This is a genomic window from Bradyrhizobium sp. CCBAU 65884 (assembly GCF_028128835.1).
Lineage (GTDB): Bacteria > Pseudomonadota > Alphaproteobacteria > Rhizobiales > Xanthobacteraceae > Bradyrhizobium > Bradyrhizobium ottawaense.
This window is the reverse complement of sequence record NZ_LBJU01000127.1, coordinates 186,867-202,191: the sequence shown is the minus strand read 5'-3', so window position 1 is coordinate 202,191 and position 15,325 is coordinate 186,867. Positions and strand designations below refer to the sequence as shown.

Here is a 15,325-nt window from a genome sequence, read left to right as displayed (position 1 = left end):
GCGTGACCGGTTGAGTGAATATGACTGGCAACAAAAAAGCCCGGCGCGATGCCGGGCTGTTTGACGCGTGCGATGTTCGATCGGATCGGCCGACCGATTGGTTCGCCGTTACCTGGCTCGTTACTTGGCGAGCTTGGCGATCTGCGCGGTGAGGCGCGAGACTTTGCGGCTGGCGTTGTTCTTGTGAATGATGTTGCGCTGGGCGGCGCGCATCAAGGCGGGCTCGGCATTCGCCAGCGCCTTCACGGCAGCGGCGCGGTCGCCGGTCGCGATGGCTTCTTCGACGTTACGCACGGCACCGCGCATCTGGGTGCGGCGCGACTTGTTGACGGCGGTGCGGCGGGCGATCTTGCGCGTCGCTTTCTTGGCGGAAGTGGTATTGGCCATGGTCTCAATATCCTTTGCGGGTACCGGTCGCGTCTTGGTCGGGTAGCGCCGGCTTGCTTGACCGCGGAATCGACGCTCGGATTTAGGGTGTTCGGTTGCTGGGCTGTCCCCGGAACATGAGGCCGCAAAGAGCTCTAAGCCCAAGGAGCCTGCAACTGCTCAAAGAACAGCGGCGGCAGGATTGCGCCCGCCGCCAGTTGGCGCCCTTATAGAGAGGGTCTTCGGCACCGTCAACGCTTTCCAGGCTGGAAAAGCGGCCCCCGGGGCGCTCCAGGGGCGTCGTAACGCCCTGAAGAGGTTGAATTTCTGCCGTCTCCCGGCTATTGGCTGGCGGCGTTTTGTCGGCTCCTCCGATCGGACGACCATATAAGGTGAGGCATGATCCGCGGTTTTTTCCGACTGATTGGGCTGTTGCTGCTCGCTGGCGGGTTCATCTTCATGGTCTATGACGGCGCCCGCTGGGTGGCCGACCAGACCCTCAAATTCACCCGGTTCGGCCAGTTCTGGAACGACATCAATCAGGCCAGCCAATCGGCATTCCGCACCTGGATCGAGGCCAAGGCGCCCTGGCTCTGGACCTCGGTGATCCGCCTGCTGCTGGATCAGCCGGTGTTCGCCGTCCTCGGCATTCTCGGCATCCTGCTGATGATCCTGTTCCGGCCGCGGAAACCGCTGATCGGCTATTCCCGGGATTGATCCTCAATTCCCGGGATTGAGCGCTCGCGAGGCGAGCGGCGTAACAAGGCCGCTCTCGCCAGCGTAGATCCCTATATTCCCACCTGATCGCGAGCACGCCGCCTGAGCATCTGGCTCGGGCGACGGACGGCTCGTCTGCGGAGATCCAATCATGCTGTTCATGCGCAAGACCACCGCATTGCCGAGCGCAACTGAAGCGCTGCCTGGCCGTGCGCAAGCCATTCCGACCGCGACCACCCATTTCGTCAACGGCGGCAAGCTCAAGCCGCCTTATCCCGCCGGCCTCGAGCAGGCCGTGTTCGGGCTCGGCTGCTTCTGGGGCGCCGAGCGCAAGTTCTGGCAGCTCGGCGATGGCATCTACTCCACCGCCGTCGGCTATGCCGGCGGCCACACGCCGAACCCGACCTATGAAGAGACCTGCTCGGGACGAACCGGTCACACCGAAGTGGTGCTGGTCGTGTTCGATCCGAACAAGCTGTCTTACGAGAAGCTCCTGCAGACGTTCTGGGAGAGCCACAACCCGACGCAGGGCATGCGTCAGGGCAACGATGTCGGCACGCAATATCGTAGCGCGATCTACACCTATTCCGATGCGCAGAAGAAGGCGGCCGACGAGTCGAAGGCGCTCTATCAGAAGGCGCTTGCTGCAAAAGGCCTCGGTGCCATCACCACCGAAATCGCGCCATCAGGCGAATTCTATTTCGCCGAGGACTACCATCAGCAATATCTGGCGAAGAATCCCGCCGGCTATTGCGGCTTAGGGGGCACCGGCGTGTCCTGCCCGATCGGCGTCGGCGTGAGCGCGTAGGTCTCACCAGAAGTTCGTCATGCCCGGGACAAGCCCGGGCATGACGGAGTGTGCGGCAGCTATCGCGCCCGCAAAGCACCCCGCCCCGCTCAACGCTTTATTAACCATAACCGGTGCATCACTTAAGCCGTCTCGTTTCGAGGGATTGGTCCGGTGCCGGTTGCACGCGCGTTTCGATGGTCGATCTTGGCAGCGTCCCTGGCAGCGTCCGCCGCGCTGACCCTTGGCGGCTGCATGCAGACCGCCGGCCCCGTCGCGGTGATGCAGCCGCGCGCCGATCTCGATTCCATGGCCTATGGCCAGCCCTACGGTGCGCCGCAGCCGGTTGTCGTCGCTGACGGCGGCGGCGCCATCGGCGCGCTGCGTAATTCCTTTGCCTCTTCGCCCGCACCGATGCCGGTCGGCTACGCTGCGCCGATGCGCTATGACGCTTCCTACCATCTCGACGCCGGCGACAAGCTCCGCGTCGTGGTCTACGGCCAGGAAGGTCTCACCAACAGCTATGCCATCGACGCCGGCGGATCCATCACTATGCCGCTGATCGGTGCAGTGCCGGCCCGCGGCCGCACCACGGCGGGCCTTGCCGGCGAGATCGCCGCGCGCCTGCGCAACGGTTACATCCGCGAGCCCTCGGTCGCGGTCGAGATCGAGGCCTATCGCCCGTTCTTCATTCTCGGCGAAGTCACGGCGCCCGGCCAATATCCTTACGTGCCGAACATGACGGTCGAGAGTGCGGTCGCAATCGCCGGCGGTTTCTCGCCCCGCGCCAAGCGCGACGTGGTCACCATCACGCACACCGAGAACGGCGGCTCCATGCGCGCCGTGGTGCCGCTCGGCACCCCCTTGAACCCCGGCGACACCGTGTTCGTCGGCGAGCGCTGGTTCTAGCTCACCGCCTGAAATCCAGCCGCCCGTCAGGAAAACATCCATCGATCCTGTTGGCGTCGATGACGCGTCCGACCCATGGCCGTGTGATCGCCGGCGTGGTCAGGTTGACGTATTTTCCGACCAGCCGATCCGCGCCCTCGCGTGCGGCCTCGATCAGCCCGTGCCGGCGGCCATTGTCCCAGTCGAAGCGCAGATAGATACGGCTGCCCGTGATGCGCACTTCCGCGCGCCCTTGTTTCCACGTCTCCGCCGTGTCGCCGGCGATGGTCGGATCGGCGCCGCCGTTCCAGCGGCTCGCCCAGATGCCTTCGAGCGGATCGGATGGCGCTGCGATCGCTGCCCACGCCGGCGCATTGCCGTCCGCGGCACCGCCAGGCAGCGTGGCCGTCGCGGCATAAGCCATCACTTCGTAATCATCGGGTGAGGGGACATCCATGGTTCCGAACGGATTGCGGATGACGAGGTGCGTGATGGCTTGCGGCATGGCGATCTCCCGGCGTGAGTTGGCTCGATTGGCCAGCTCTATCGCCGGGCGGCAGGATGCAGCCACCCGATTCCTGCTTTGAGATGGCGCAACTCTCTCCTCTTGTCATTCCGGGGCGCGCGATAGCGCGAGCCCCGGAATCCATCGCGCCACCATCGCTGACGCCCGATGGATTCCGAGTTCGACGCTGACGCGTCGCCCCGGAATGACAGACGAAAGAGACGCGCCCTATTTCAAATGCTTCGCGAAAAAGTCCATGCTGCGCGGCCAGGCGATGTCGGCGCTGGCCTTGTCGTAGCTCGCGCGCTCGTCGCAATGGAAGCCGTGCTGGGCGCCCGGATAGACGAACACCTCCACGTCCGGCCGCTTCGACTTGATGGTCTCGACGTCGGTCAGGGGGATGCCCGCATCCTTCTCGCCGAAATGCAGTTGCGTCGGCGCCTTCGGCGTCTCGTCGGCGAAGCGCACGACCGCGCCGCCGTAATAGCCGATCGCAGCCTTCAGTCCCGACAGCCGCGTCGCCGCGACGAAGGCGATGCTGCCCCCCAGGCAAAAGCCGATGATGCCCACCGGGCCCACGCTCTTCACCGCATCGATCGCGGCCTGGGTGTCGCGCAGCATCGCCGCCCAATCGGGGCTGGCGACGAACTTGCGGGCTTCGGCGATCTCATCGGGCGAATAGCCCGACTGGAAGCCCGGCGTGGTGCGGTCGAAGATCGACGGCGCGATCGCCACATAGCCTTCCCCGGCGAGGCGGTCGCAGACCGAGCGGATGTGGTGATTGACGCCAAAGATCTCCTGGATCACCACCACCGCGCCCTTCGGCGTACCACCGGGATCGGCGCGATAGGCGCCAAACTGGAAATTGTCGGAGGCCGTCAGCTTGATGTCGTGTCCCACGCGGGTTGTCCTTCTTGGTTGGTCGTCGATAGGGAAATTCGCTCGTTCCACAATCTCGTCATGCCCGGGCATAGCCGTCTGAAGGACGGCGTCGCTTCGCTCGCCTATGTCCCGGGCATCCACGTTCTTGGTGCCGCACGGAAGATCGTGGATGGCCGGGACAAGCCCGGCCATGACGAAGCCGAAACTTCAGCGTAAAGCTCCGCTCGTCATGCGCCGTGGTCCGAGGCCGTGAGCGGCAACACCTACTCCCACATCCAGTTCTCGCCGTAATCCTCCTTCCATCCTGCCAGCCGTCCATGACGGAATTGCAGGAACAGGCGGTGGCGGTAGGGGATCAAGCCGCTGCCGCCGATGTTGCGCAGCGCGAGATAGATCTCGTTGCCGGGACGCCCGCGCACATATTGCAGCGGCTGCCCGAGGGCGCGGGCGGTTTGCTCGGCATCCATGCCGAAGGCGAGCGGCGTATTGTTCGAAAAGGTCGTGACGAAGGGCTGGCGCGGCGGCACAGTGCCGAAGGGTTCGGCGTGCGCTGCCGACAACAGGGCCGCTGTTGCGCCCGCCGCGAAGATCGCTCGCATCATGGTCTTGCGTCCCTGATTGTCCGGCCTATGCCGGCAAGTTCTTCAGGAAAGGCTCGACCGCGTCAACAAAAGCCTTGGGCTGATCGATGTTGACGGCGTGGCCGGCCGCGGGGATCACGACCTTTTGTGCGCCGGGGATTTTTGCCGCCATGTAATCGGACGCGGCGAGGAACGGCGTGTCGTCGGCGCCGACCACGATCAGGCAGGGCACCCTGATGTCGGGCAGCAGCTCGATCACGCGCGCGTCGCGCTGGGTCAGCATGCCGCGCGCGGCGAGCGCCAATCCCCTGGCGTCGCGATGGCTTGCGGTGGCGCGCTCGCGGGTGGCCGATTTCAGCATGTCGAGACCTTCGCGATCGAGCTTGTCGGCGGTGCCGAGTGCCCGCGCATTCCAGGCATCGCGGGCGTCGTCCTTCTTGAAGCCGGGCCCCGTGTCGATGATCAGCAGCGCACGGGCGGCTTGCGGATAGTTGCGATAGAACGCGAGCGACATGTAGCCGCCGAGCGAGAGACCACCGATGATCGCGCGCTCAGCGCCGACAGCGTTGAGGATCGCCGCCATGTCGCCGACCGTCAGAGTTTCACTATAGGCGTTGGGATCATCGGGATAATCGGACTGGCCGTGGCCGCGCATGTCCCACAGCACGAGCATGTGGTCCCTCGCGAGCGCATCGACCTGCCCGTGCCACATCGCCGACGTCGAGGAATAGCCGTGGGTGAGCAGCAGCGGCGGACCGTCGCCGTGAACTTCGTAGTAGATATTGACGCCGTCGCGATCGATCCTTGGCATTGCTTCCGCCCCTTTCTTTTTGTTCTAGCCGCAATCTCAGTGTTTCACTCTCCCCCTCCAGGGGAGGGTAAGGTTCGCGGTTGGCTGCATTCTACTTCGCCAAGTTACCTGGAAGAAACTGCCTGAAAGCGATGGCACGCATGTCTGACGCACGCGCTGTTGTGTCCAGTGGCTGCGTCGGCGCCGTTGGCGCGGCGCACAACGAGCAAGTGCAGAGGCGGTTTTTTCGACTCGTTCCAAATTGCATTTGCCACGGCACGCGAACCCGATCATTCTCGCCGCCAAGGCTGACGCCAGCCCGGTGGGCGTCCGCTATTCAAGTTGCCGCCGTAAGCGGCTTCATGCACCGGCAGGGGAAGACGCCTATGCCAACACTCACCATCAACGGGCGGAGTATGTCCGTGGATGCGGCGAACGACACGCCGCTCCTCTGGGCGATCCGCGAGCAATTGCAGATGACCGGCACCAAGTTCGGCTGCGGTGCCGGGCTGTGCGGGGCCTGCACCGTGCACGTCAACGGCGAAGCCGTACGCTCGTGTCAGACCATGGTCGGCGATGTCGCCGGCAAGAAGATCACCACCATCGAAGGCCTTTCCGCCAAGGGCAATCATCCCTTGCAGAAGGCGTGGGTCGCCGAGCAGGTGCCGCAATGCGGGTACTGCCAGTCCGGGCAGATCATGCAGGCAGCTTCGCTGCTGTCGAAGAATCCCAATCCGACCAAGGAAGAGGTCGTGGCGCATATGGACGGCAACCTCTGCCGCTGCATGACCTATTCGCGGATCCAGAAGGCGATCATGCGAGCCGCATCCGAGATGCGCACCGCGTCCGCCTCCGGCAACGAACGGAGGCCAACATGAATAAGCACGTCAAGAACGTCACCCCCGCGACGACCGATCTCAGCCGCCGCTCCTTCCTCGTCGGCACCGCCGCAAGCGGCCTCGTGCTCGGCTATGCCGGCGTGCCCGGCATCGATTCCGCGTCGGCTGCGGCTCCCGCCAATTTCGAGCCGAGCGTCTGGTATGCGATCTCGCCGGATGGTCTCGTCACCGTGACCTGCGGCAAGGCCGACATGGGCCAGCACATCGCCTCCACCATGGCGCAGATCGTCTGCGAGGAGTTGGGCGCGAAATGGAGTGACATGCGCGTCGCGCTCGCCTCCAACGATCCGAAGTTCAACGATCCCGTGCTCGGCGCACAGATCACCGGCGGCAGCTGGTCGACCATGATGAACTTCGAGGCGATGAGCCGGGCGGGTGCGGCCGGTCGCATTGCGTTGACGGAGGCCGCCGCTGCAGCCATGGGGCTGCCGCCCTACTTCAAGGACCAGCTGGTGGTGCGCGATTCCATCGTCTCGCATCCGAAGTCGAGGAAGCAGATGTCGTTTGCCGACATCGTCAAGAGCGGCAAGGCGACCAAGACCTTCACGCCGGACGAGCTGAAGGCGATCAAGCTGAAGACGCCGGACCAATACACCATGATCGGCGTGTCGGTGCCGCAGCTCGACATCCCCTCCAAGACCAATGGCACGGCCAAGTACGGCATCGACGTGATGCTGCCGGGCATGGCCTACGGCAAGGTGGTGACCCCGCCGGTACGCTTCGGCGCGACGGTGAAGTCGGTCGACGACAGCGATGCCAAGAAGGTGCCCGGCTTCATGAAAGCCGTCATCCTCGACGACAAGACCGGAACCACCTCCGGCTGGGTCGTCGCGGTGGCGAGCACCTACGCCAACGCGCGCAAGGCGGCGGATGCGCTGAAGATCGCCTATGACGGCGGTCCGAACGCAAAACTGTCGAGCCAGTCGCTGCTGGACGAGGCCAAGCGGCTTCAGGGCCTGGAGGATTCCGGCCAGTTCTTCGTCAAGGACGGCGATCCGAACGCGGCCTTCGGTTCGGCGGCCAAGGTGGTGGAGGCGGAGTACACCACCAGCATCAACATCCATGCGCCGCTGGAGCCGATGAACGCCACTGCGGAGTTCAAGGGCGACATCCTGCACATCTATTCCGGCAACCAGTTCGCGACACGCTCCGGCGCGATCGCTGCGGGTGCGGCCGGGATCGATCCGAAATTCGTCGTGATGCATCAGCATTGGCTGGGCGGCGGCTTTGGCCGCAGGCTCGATGCCGACATGATGATTCCGGCGGTGCAGGCGGCGAAGGCGGTCGGCAAGCCGGTCAAGGTGATCTACTCGCGCGAGAACGACATGACGATGGATTTCTCGCGTCCGCTCACCTATCAAAAGGTCAAGGCCGGCGTGGACGGCGACGGCAAGCTCGTCGCGCTCAGCCACGACGTGGTCTCGGCCTGGCCGACCGCGCGCTGGGGAATCCCCGATTTCCTGACGCCCTCGGTCGACAAGAAGGGTCCGCTCGACAGCTTCACGGTGAACGGCGCCGACTTCTTCTACACCGTGCCCAACCATTATGTGCGCGCGATCAAGAACGAGCTCGCGCACAACGCCACGCCGTCCGGCCAGCTCCGTTCGGTGGCGCCGGGCTGGACCTTCTGGGCGGTCGAAAGCATGATCGACGAGATCGCGGCGGCCACGGGCAAGGATCCCGCGCAGTTCCGCATCTCGCTGCTCGACGGCGCCGGCAAGAACGACGGCGGCGCGCAGCGGCTGCGCAACACACTGCTCGCCGCGATGGGACTGTCGGGCTACGGCACCAGGCCATTGCCGAAAGGCGAGGGCATGGGGGTTGCCTGCGTCTCGTCGCAGGAGCGCGCGACCGCAAGCTGGACGGCGTGCGTCGCCCATGTCGCGGTGGCGCCGTCGGGCGCGGTCACCGTGAAGAAGCTCACGGTCGCAACCGACGTCGGCACGCAGGTGCATCCCGACAATATCCGTGCCCAGGTCGAGGGCGCGGCGCTGTGGGGCCTGTCGCTGGCGATGTACGAGAAGGCGACGCTGAAGGACGGTGGCATCGAGCAGACCAATTTCGATAGTTACACGCCCTTGCGCATGAGCCAGATGCCGGAGGTTGCCATTGCCGTGATCGCCAATGGCGAGAAGGCCACCGGCGTCGGCGAGCCCGCGGTCACGGTGGTCGCCCCCGCCATCGGCAACGCCATCTTCAACGCCTCAGGCGCCCGCGTGCGGGCACTGCCGATCACGGCGGAAGCCGTGAAGGCGAGCATGAAGGCGTAACGCCGAGCGTGATTGCAGGATGAGACGATCCGCCGGAGGCCAACCTCCGGCGGATTTGTTTGTGGTGATCCGTATCCCCACAAGCCGTCATGCCCGGGCTCGTCCCGGGCATCCACGTTCTTCGTGCTCCGGGGCCAAAGGCCGTGGATGGCCGGGACGAGCCCGGCCATGACGGTGAGAATTCCTCTTATCCATCAATGGCTTCCTACTGTGCATGGGGTTGTTTTCGCGATTTTTGAGTTCCCCCTTCTGGAACCCACATCCGTAAAATTGCGCCCAATTCCGCAAAGTTCCATTGAGCACGCCTCTTAAGGGCCGGAGAACCTGATCCGGCTTAGGCTGACGCCAAATCCAATCCCGTGCTTTGGGGAAGTCATGAACGCCTCAGCCAAAACCGCCGCCAAACGCCGGCTTCTGCTCGCCTCCGACCGGAGCGACGAGAGCACCGAGCTCGCCAGCATCCTGAAGGCGGTCGGCGATGTCTCGACGGTGACGACGCAGGGGATTCCCGAGCAGCCCTCGCGCGATCTCTCCGGCCTCGTGGTCGATATCAACCTGCGCTCGCCCGAAAGCGTGCAGCGCGTGCGCAACAAGCTGCGCGGCGATGCCTATCGTTCGATGCCGCGGCTGTTCGTGCTCGCCGATGCCCTGCATCACGGCACCATGCAGGCCTGGGCGCTGGGCGCCACCGACACGATCTCGCGGCCGCTCCAGGCGGACGCCATCCTTCAGCGCATCCGCGCTGCCTTCCCGGACACCGCCGCCTATGACGCGACCGACCGCGGCAAGACGCTCAACCGCGGCGTCGAGGCGGCGCACGCGGTGCTGGCGAAGATGTTCGAGAAGCTGCCGCTCGGCGTGCCCCTGACCTTCGACGACGTGATCGCCGCCGAGAGCAAGATCCTGAAGGCGATCAAGCATTCCTCGCTGCGCGAATGGCTCACCACGGTGGGCTGCCACCATGTCGGCAGCTACCGGCACTGCCTGTTCGTCACCGGCTTCGCCGTCTCCTTTGCGCAGCACCTCGGCATGCGCGAGGACGACCAGCGCCGCCTGACCCGCGCCGCGCTGCTGCACGATGTCGGCAAGGCCTTCGTTCCCTCCGCGCTGCTCGACAAGCCCGGCAAGCTCTCCGACGATGAGATGGCCGAGGTCCGCCAGCATCCGCGCCGCGGCTATGACGCGCTCGCAGCCCAAGGCGGGTTCCCGCCGGAGATGCTCGACGTCGTGCTGCATCACCACGAATTCCTCGACGGCTCAGGTTATCCGAACGGCCTGTCGTCGAACCAGATCAGCGACATCGTCCGTCTGACAACGATCGTCGACATCTACGCCGCGCTGGTCGAGAAACGCGCCTACCGCATGCCCTTCACGCATTCCCGTGCGTTCGGGATGATGGAAGGCATGGGCGGCAAGCTCGATCAGCAGCTGCTGCAGGCGTTCAGGCCCGTGGCGTTGGGGTCGTTTTAGGCGAGATGCCGTAGGGTGGGTTAGCCGAAGGCGTAACCCACCTCTTTAGTATCCGCAGAGACAGAAGTGGTGGGTTACGCTTCGCTAACCCACCCTACGGCACCGTCCTCACCCCACCATCTTCCGCAGCTCCGCCTTCGCCACCTTCTCCAGTGTCGAGCGCGGCATGTCGTCGACGAACCTGATCTCGCGCGGCAGCTTGAAGTCGGCGAGGCCTTTGCGGCAGGCTTCCATCACGCGCTCGTGCAGATCAGCCGCAGCACCGGCGACACCGCCTTGCGGGATGATGAAGACCACAGGCACTTCGTCCAGCATCGGATGCGACTTGGCCACGACAGCCGCCTCGCGCACGCCCGGCACCAGGGCGATCACCTGCTCGATCTCGGAGGCCGCGACGTTCTCGCCGCCGACCTTCAGCATGTCCTTGGCGCGGTCGCCGAACTTGATGTAGCCGTTCGCGAGCCGCTCGACGCGGTCGCCGGTGAGGAAGAAGCCGTGCGCGTCAAAACTCTCGCGCGTCGCATTCTCGTTGTGCAGATATTCGGCGAACAGCGACAGGCCGGGGATGCCCTTGATCGCGAGATTGCCGGTGTCGCCGACCTCGGTCGGCCGGCCGTCGTCGCCGGTGATGCGGATTTCATATTCCGGCGCGGCGCGGCCGATCGACATGGGTATGTTGGGCTGGTCGACTTCACCGACGATGCCGTGGGTGATGGTCTCGGTCATGCCCCACCAGCCGATGACCTTGACGCCGAACGCCGCGAAGGCCGGCGGTTCGTTGATCGCAGTGCCCCACAGGCGGAATTTGTGATCCCTCGGGATCTCCTGCTCGAGCAGCGCTTTCATGCAGAACGGAATCGTCGAGGTCCAGGTCGCGCCGTGCTCGCGCGCGACGCCCCAGAACCGGCTGGCCGAGAAGCGTGGCTGGATCACGCAGGTGGCGCCGACCCACAGCGTCGCCAGCATGGAGTAGGCGAGGGCATTGGTGTGGAACAGCGGCAGATAGGTCTGGTGCACGTCGCTTGCGTGCAGGTCCTCGTGCGCGGCGTTGATCTTCGCGCCCCACAGCGCGTTGGCGTGGGTCCACAGCACCGCCTTGGGGCGCGAGGTCGTGCCCGAGGTGTACTGCACGCTGCACGGCGCCAGCGGATCGGCCGCGCGCCTGGGGCGGTCGGCGCTGTCGGCGAACAGGGATTCAAAACTGTCGCCCCGCGAGACGCCTAGCGCCGGCGCCGCCCCTGCATCGTGCGAGATCACCGCCATCCAGCTTATGTTGCGGCAATTCTGCGCGACGATCTCCGCATAGGCCGGCTGCGTGATCGCGGCGACCGCGCCGCAATGATCGGCGAAATACGCGATCTCGGCCGGCGCCGAGCGCGTGTTGGTGGTGACCGCGATGGCCCCTAGCTCGACACAGGCAAACCAGGCCAGCATCGCCTCGATACAATTGTCGAGATGAATGAGCACATATTCGCCCGGCTTCACGCCGCGCCGTGCCAGCCCTGCCGCGAGCGCGCCGACCCGCTCGTGAAATTCGCCATAGCTCCAGCGCCGCGCCGGCGCATCGAACGGCGCCCAGATCAGGAACGGATGATCACGCCGGACCTCGGCACGCATCCTCAAGAGCCAGGGCACGTCGAGCCCGTCGAATGGGCCGACGATTCCGGCTGGGGTCTGTTGAAGCGACATGATTCCTCCCGTGCAGCCTGCATCTTGATGGCGGCTGCCTTTTGATGATTGCGTCTTCCTGCCACCGGACGGCGCGGCGAGAAGATCCGCGGGGACGCGGAAATGCACGCTCTCTCCCCGTCATTGCGAGCGCAGCGAAGCAATCCAGTCCGTCTCCGCGGGGGCGGTCTGGATTGCCTCGTCGCAAGAGCTCCTCGCAATGACGGTGTTTGGGGCGGGCAGCGAGCCCACCCTCTCTCAATCCTCGTACGACGAAATCTCGATCAGGCTGCCGTCCGGATCCCGGCAATAGACCGAGCGCAGCGTGCCGCGCGCGCCCTGCTTGGGAACCGGGCCTTCCTCGATCGCGACGCCGTGTGCCTGCAAATGCGCCACCACCTCATTGGGCGTGGCGGAGGTGAGGAAGCAGAGATCCTCGCTTCCGGCGGTCTGGTGGTCCGCGGTGAACCACTCCACCTTGTCGGCATCGCGCGGCCGGACGTTGATCTTCTGGTTACCAAAGACCAGCGAAGTCCGCGGCGCTTTGCCGCCGCCGGGGTCGAACACCTTGACTTCCATGCCGAGAATCTTGCCGTACCACTCCGCGGTGGCCGCGACGTCGGCGACGTTGATCACGAGATGATCGAGGGCTTCGACCTTGATGACCATGCCTTATCCTTTCGTCGCGATGCGCCCCGCCCACTTTGCGCCTGCGGCAAGCTTTGTTACAACCTCGCGGACGCCGGCTTCAAGCTATCTGGCTTCAAGAACAACACGTTGGGAGAACCCTTGAGATGATCACTCGCCGTACCGCGCTGGGCCTGCTCGCCGCCAGTCCGCTTGCAGCCACCCCGCTGTCGAAGGCCCTTGCCGCCGATTATCCGGCCCGCCCGGTGAAATGGGTGGTCGGCTATCCGCCGGGCGGGGCCACCGACATCCTGGCGCGGCTGATCGGCCAGCGCCTGTCGGAAAAGCTCGGCCAGCAATTCGTGATCGAGAACAAGCCGGGTGCCGGCAACAATATCGCCACCGAATCGGTCGTCAATGCCGAGCCCGACGGCTACACGCTGCAGCTGGTCAATCCGGCCAACTACATCAACGCCTCGCTCTATACCAATCTGAAGTTCAACTTCGTGCGCGACATCGCGCCGGTCGCCTCCTTCCAGCGCGTGCCGAACGTGATGACCGTCAACAAGGACGTGCCGGCCAAGAACGTCGCCGAGTTCATCGAATACGTGAAGGCCAATCCCGGCAAGGTCAACATGGCCTCGTCCGGCAACGGCACCTCGGTGCATCTGTCCGGCGAGATGTTCATGGCCATGACCGGCTGCAAGATGCAGCACGTGCCCTATCGCGGCGCGGCGCCCGCGATCACCGACATGCTCGCCGGCCAGGTGCAGGTGATCTTCGACAACATGCCCTCGATCATCCAGCACATCCGCTCCGGCTCGCTCCGCGCCATCGGCGTCACCACCACGGAACGCTCGCCGCAGCTGCCTGACGTGCAGCCGATCGCAGACACCGTCAAGGGCTATGAGGCCAGCGCACTGTTCGGCATGGGCGCGCCGAAGAACACGCCGAAGGAAATCATCGCCAAGCTCAACGCCGAGGTCAACGCGGTGATCAAGGAGCCCGACATGGCCAAGCGTCTGGTCGAGCTCGGCGGCGAGCCGCGGGCGCAGACGCCCGAGGCGTTCGGCGAGGAGATCAAGGCCGAGACCGAGAAGTGGAAGAAGGTCGTCGAGTTCGCCGGCCTGAAGGTCGAGTAGCGGTCTTGTGATCGTGAGGATAGGAGCCCTGCAGTCCGGCAGGGCTTTTTTCTTGCGTGCTTTGTTTCGTTGATCTGGAATAAAACGGCGCTGCGAAACCTGATAAGGGATGGCGCCGTATCTCGGGCCAGCTAGAGAGGAGTTGGATCATGCGCAAGACGCAATTGGTGCTGCTGACGTTCAGTGCGGCGGTCCTGGCCGGCTTCGCCACCGTCACGCCCGCGGCCGCGCGCGACTATCCATGGTGCGCCCAGGGCGGCGAATTTGATTATCCCGGCGAATGCACCTACAGCAGCTATGAACAATGCCAGGCCAGCGTGTCCGGCCGGCTCTTGTACTGCGATCGCAATCCGCGCTTCGCCTACGGCCAAGGGCTGCCGGCGCAACCGCGGCCGCCGCGGCGCGTGCGGCCTGTTGCTCCGTATTGAGGATCGACTGACTTCGTAGCCGGATGTCGCTCCGTCCGGCTTACGGCTCGCGCCGCTATCGTTTCGCTTCCGCCTGCTCCGTCGCGTTGCACGAGATCAGCATCGTGTACGGCCTGGCGTTTCCGGCGATGTCGGTGGTCTTGAGCTCACCCTTCGGCTCGGCCGTCTGGTAGGGCACCACGGAATTGTCGAGAAAGTCACGCAGCGCGCCGGTCTTGATGGCGAAGTTGATATTTTCCGGAATGTTGCCGGTCGCGGCGGCGATGCGCAATGCCGGGATCTTTGCGGTGACCACGCCCACGATCTGACCGGTGGTGTCGAACAGCGGGCCGCCGCTATTGCCGGGCTGCACCGGCGCGCTGATCTGCAGGAAGCGCGTATCGTTGCGCATGCCGCTGAGCGAGCTCGCGATGCCGGTCGTCACGGTGAAGTCCGACGAGAGCAAGCCATGGAACGGAAAGCCGATGACGATGACGGAATCGCCGGAGCGGATCGAGCGGTCGCGAATCCGCGCAAAGTCCTTGAATGTCGTCGTCGATGGCGCCTGCAGGAGAGCGAGGTCGTTGCTTGCGTCGCTCGACACGACGCGCAGCACCATCGAGACCTCACCGGTGAGATTGCCCTTGATGTCGCCAACGCAGCCGTCGATCACATGGTGATTGGTGACGATGTGACCGTTCGCGCTCACCACGAAGCCGGTGCCGGTCTTGGCCCTGGCAACTTTACTGCCCGCCGGCGGTGATGGCTGCTTCTCCGCCGTGGCGGCCGGTTTGGCCGCCCCCTTAGTGAAGTCGCCGGCCTTGTCGAGCCCGTCGGCTTTCACCTTGCTCACGCAATTCGCCAATGCCGCGATCACCGGCCCGGTCGATGTCAGATCGAAATTCAGCACGGTGCGGCCGCTGGTTGCGACCATCAGGCTTGCCTTCTGAAATGTACGCACCACGTTGGCGGGCATGACCGCCGTGAGCATGTTCGGCTGATTGGCCGTGGCGAACAGCCTCGCCTGCTCCTGTCCGTCGAAGATGACGTCGATCGCGGCGTTCTCACCTTGCTTGAAGCGGTAGCTGGGACTCGCAAAGGCGAGCGACCAGGTGCCGACAGCGTTGTAGCCGACCACCAGGATAACGCCGTTGAGGTAAGGCGTCGTCGCGGCGCAATGGGAGAAGGCGCCGGTCTGGTCGTTGCTGAAGGCGCCGCCGATCCAATTGCCGACATTGACGCTGCCGAACGGGCCCGCCGCATTCGCGGCTCCGGCGATACCAATTTGCAATAAAGATCCGAGAATTAATGACTTAAGCCACATAC

General features: G+C 64.6%; 17 protein-coding genes. 9 read left to right on the top strand and 8 right to left on the bottom strand.

What is annotated here, in order from left to right; genetic code table 11:
- Positions 1 to 120: 120 nt before the first annotated feature.
- Positions 121 to 387, bottom strand: coding sequence for a 30S ribosomal protein S20 (gene rpsT, locus XI03_RS29040; RefSeq protein WP_018319466.1), 267 nt, complete (start codon positions 385 to 387; stop codon positions 121 to 123).
- A gap of 378 nt (positions 388 to 765) precedes the next feature.
- Here rpsT and XI03_RS29035 point away from each other — a divergent pair, with 378 nt between their 5' ends.
- The 3 genes from XI03_RS29035 (at position 766) to XI03_RS29025 (ending at position 2,779) form a co-directional block, all read left to right on the top strand.
- On the top strand, positions 766 to 1,083 hold the full coding sequence (locus XI03_RS29035) for a hypothetical protein (protein WP_271594053.1): 318 nt from the start codon (positions 766 to 768) through the stop codon (positions 1,081 to 1,083).
- A gap of 151 nt (positions 1,084 to 1,234) precedes the next feature.
- Positions 1,235 to 1,891, top strand: coding sequence for a peptide-methionine (S)-S-oxide reductase MsrA (gene msrA / locus XI03_RS29030; RefSeq protein WP_271594052.1), 657 nt, complete (start codon positions 1,235 to 1,237; stop codon positions 1,889 to 1,891).
- A 153-nt stretch (positions 1,892 to 2,044) separates the two neighbouring features.
- Positions 2,045 to 2,779: a polysaccharide biosynthesis/export family protein gene (locus XI03_RS29025; protein ID WP_271594051.1), complete on the top strand. Its 735-nt coding sequence runs from the start codon at positions 2,045 to 2,047 to the stop codon at positions 2,777 to 2,779.
- A gap of 1 nt (position 2,780) precedes the next feature.
- On the opposite strand, the gene XI03_RS29020 is transcribed toward XI03_RS29025, so the two are convergent.
- Positions 2,781 to 3,263 (bottom strand): hypothetical protein, encoded by a 483-nt coding sequence (locus tag XI03_RS29020; RefSeq protein ID WP_038949410.1) that lies wholly within the window; start codon positions 3,261 to 3,263, stop codon positions 2,781 to 2,783.
- A gap of 228 nt (positions 3,264 to 3,491) precedes the next feature.
- Positions 3,492 to 4,163 (bottom strand): dienelactone hydrolase family protein, encoded by a 672-nt coding sequence (locus tag XI03_RS29015; protein ID WP_095424957.1) that lies wholly within the window; start codon positions 4,161 to 4,163, stop codon positions 3,492 to 3,494.
- Positions 4,164 to 4,223: 60 nt separating this feature from the next.
- Here XI03_RS29015 and XI03_RS29010 point away from each other — a divergent pair, with 60 nt between their 5' ends.
- Positions 4,224 to 4,361 carry a hypothetical protein gene (locus XI03_RS29010; protein ID WP_157158790.1) on the top strand — a complete coding sequence of 46 codons (138 nt, stop codon included), beginning with the start codon at positions 4,224 to 4,226 and terminating at the stop codon, positions 4,359 to 4,361.
- 47 nt (positions 4,362 to 4,408) lie between these two features.
- Here the strand turns inward: XI03_RS29010 and XI03_RS29005 are convergent, their stop codons facing one another.
- Both XI03_RS29005 and XI03_RS29000 read right to left on the bottom strand, forming a co-directional pair.
- Positions 4,409 to 4,747, bottom strand: a complete 339-nt coding sequence (locus tag XI03_RS29005; protein WP_271594050.1) for a hypothetical protein — start codon at positions 4,745 to 4,747, stop codon at positions 4,409 to 4,411.
- Positions 4,748 to 4,772: 25 nt separating this feature from the next.
- Positions 4,773 to 5,537 (bottom strand): alpha/beta fold hydrolase, encoded by a 765-nt coding sequence (locus XI03_RS29000; RefSeq protein WP_271594049.1) that lies wholly within the window; start codon positions 5,535 to 5,537, stop codon positions 4,773 to 4,775.
- Positions 5,538 to 5,902: 365 nt separating this feature from the next.
- Between XI03_RS29000 and XI03_RS28995 the strand changes: the two genes are divergently transcribed.
- From XI03_RS28995 to XI03_RS28985, 3 genes are all read left to right on the top strand, one after another.
- A complete protein-coding gene (locus XI03_RS28995) occupies positions 5,903 to 6,394 on the top strand; it encodes a (2Fe-2S)-binding protein (RefSeq protein WP_271594048.1) in 492 nt (163 codons plus the stop codon).
- The gene (locus XI03_RS28990) at positions 6,391 to 8,685 is read left to right on the top strand and encodes a xanthine dehydrogenase family protein molybdopterin-binding subunit (protein ID WP_271594047.1); all 2,295 of its coding nucleotides are present in this window, start codon (positions 6,391 to 6,393) and stop codon (positions 8,683 to 8,685) included. The genes XI03_RS28995 and XI03_RS28990 overlap by 4 nt, the downstream gene beginning before the upstream one ends.
- A 375-nt stretch (positions 8,686 to 9,060) precedes the next feature.
- A complete protein-coding gene (locus XI03_RS28985; RefSeq protein ID WP_038949405.1) occupies positions 9,061 to 10,155 on the top strand; it encodes an HD-GYP domain-containing protein in 1,095 nt (364 codons plus the stop codon).
- Between the two features lie 108 nt (positions 10,156 to 10,263).
- Here the strand turns inward: XI03_RS28985 and XI03_RS28980 are convergent, their stop codons facing one another.
- On the bottom strand, positions 10,264 to 11,844 hold the full coding sequence (locus XI03_RS28980; protein ID WP_271594046.1) for an AMP-binding protein: 1,581 nt from the start codon (positions 11,842 to 11,844) through the stop codon (positions 10,264 to 10,266).
- 237 nt (positions 11,845 to 12,081) lie between these two features.
- A complete protein-coding gene (locus tag XI03_RS28975; RefSeq protein ID WP_271594045.1) occupies positions 12,082 to 12,492 on the bottom strand; it encodes a VOC family protein in 411 nt (136 codons plus the stop codon).
- A 125-nt stretch (positions 12,493 to 12,617) separates the two neighbouring features.
- Between XI03_RS28975 and XI03_RS28970 the strand changes: the two genes are divergently transcribed.
- A complete protein-coding gene (locus XI03_RS28970; RefSeq protein ID WP_028139561.1) occupies positions 12,618 to 13,592 on the top strand; it encodes a Bug family tripartite tricarboxylate transporter substrate binding protein in 975 nt (324 codons plus the stop codon).
- Between the two features lie 149 nt (positions 13,593 to 13,741).
- Positions 13,742 to 14,020 carry a DUF3551 domain-containing protein gene (locus XI03_RS28965; RefSeq protein ID WP_271594044.1) on the top strand — a complete coding sequence of 93 codons (279 nt, stop codon included), beginning with the start codon at positions 13,742 to 13,744 and terminating at the stop codon, positions 14,018 to 14,020.
- Between the two features lie 55 nt (positions 14,021 to 14,075).
- Here XI03_RS28965 and XI03_RS28960 read toward each other — a convergent pair whose 3' ends face one another.
- On the bottom strand, positions 14,076 to 15,323 hold the full coding sequence (locus tag XI03_RS28960; RefSeq protein WP_028139563.1) for a S1C family serine protease: 1,248 nt from the start codon (positions 15,321 to 15,323) through the stop codon (positions 14,076 to 14,078).
- Positions 15,324 to 15,325: the final 2 nt, after the last annotated feature.

Coding starts and splice junctions, on each gene's coding strand:
- rpsT (WP_018319466.1), bottom strand. CDS start 387: ATGGCCAATACCACTTCCGCCAAGAAAGCGACGCGCAAGATCGCCCGC.
- XI03_RS29035 (WP_271594053.1), top strand. CDS start 766: ATGATCCGCGGTTTTTTCCGACTGATTGGGCTGTTGCTGCTCGCTGGC.
- msrA (WP_271594052.1), top strand. CDS start 1,235: ATGCTGTTCATGCGCAAGACCACCGCATTGCCGAGCGCAACTGAAGCG.
- XI03_RS29020 (WP_038949410.1), bottom strand. CDS start 3,263: ATGCCGCAAGCCATCACGCACCTCGTCATCCGCAATCCGTTCGGAACC.
- XI03_RS29010 (WP_157158790.1), top strand. CDS start 4,224: ATGCCCGGGCATAGCCGTCTGAAGGACGGCGTCGCTTCGCTCGCCTAT.
- XI03_RS29005 (WP_271594050.1), bottom strand. CDS start 4,747: ATGATGCGAGCGATCTTCGCGGCGGGCGCAACAGCGGCCCTGTTGTCG.
- XI03_RS29000 (WP_271594049.1), bottom strand. CDS start 5,537: ATGCCAAGGATCGATCGCGACGGCGTCAATATCTACTACGAAGTTCAC.
- XI03_RS28995 (WP_271594048.1), top strand. CDS start 5,903: ATGCCAACACTCACCATCAACGGGCGGAGTATGTCCGTGGATGCGGCG.
- XI03_RS28990 (WP_271594047.1), top strand. CDS start 6,391: ATGAATAAGCACGTCAAGAACGTCACCCCCGCGACGACCGATCTCAGC.
- XI03_RS28985 (WP_038949405.1), top strand. CDS start 9,061: ATGAACGCCTCAGCCAAAACCGCCGCCAAACGCCGGCTTCTGCTCGCC.
- XI03_RS28980 (WP_271594046.1), bottom strand. CDS start 11,844: ATGTCGCTTCAACAGACCCCAGCCGGAATCGTCGGCCCATTCGACGGG.
- XI03_RS28975 (WP_271594045.1), bottom strand. CDS start 12,492: ATGGTCATCAAGGTCGAAGCCCTCGATCATCTCGTGATCAACGTCGCC.
- XI03_RS28970 (WP_028139561.1), top strand. CDS start 12,618: ATGATCACTCGCCGTACCGCGCTGGGCCTGCTCGCCGCCAGTCCGCTT.
- XI03_RS28965 (WP_271594044.1), top strand. CDS start 13,742: ATGCGCAAGACGCAATTGGTGCTGCTGACGTTCAGTGCGGCGGTCCTG.
- XI03_RS28960 (WP_028139563.1), bottom strand. CDS start 15,323: ATGTGGCTTAAGTCATTAATTCTCGGATCTTTATTGCAAATTGGTATC.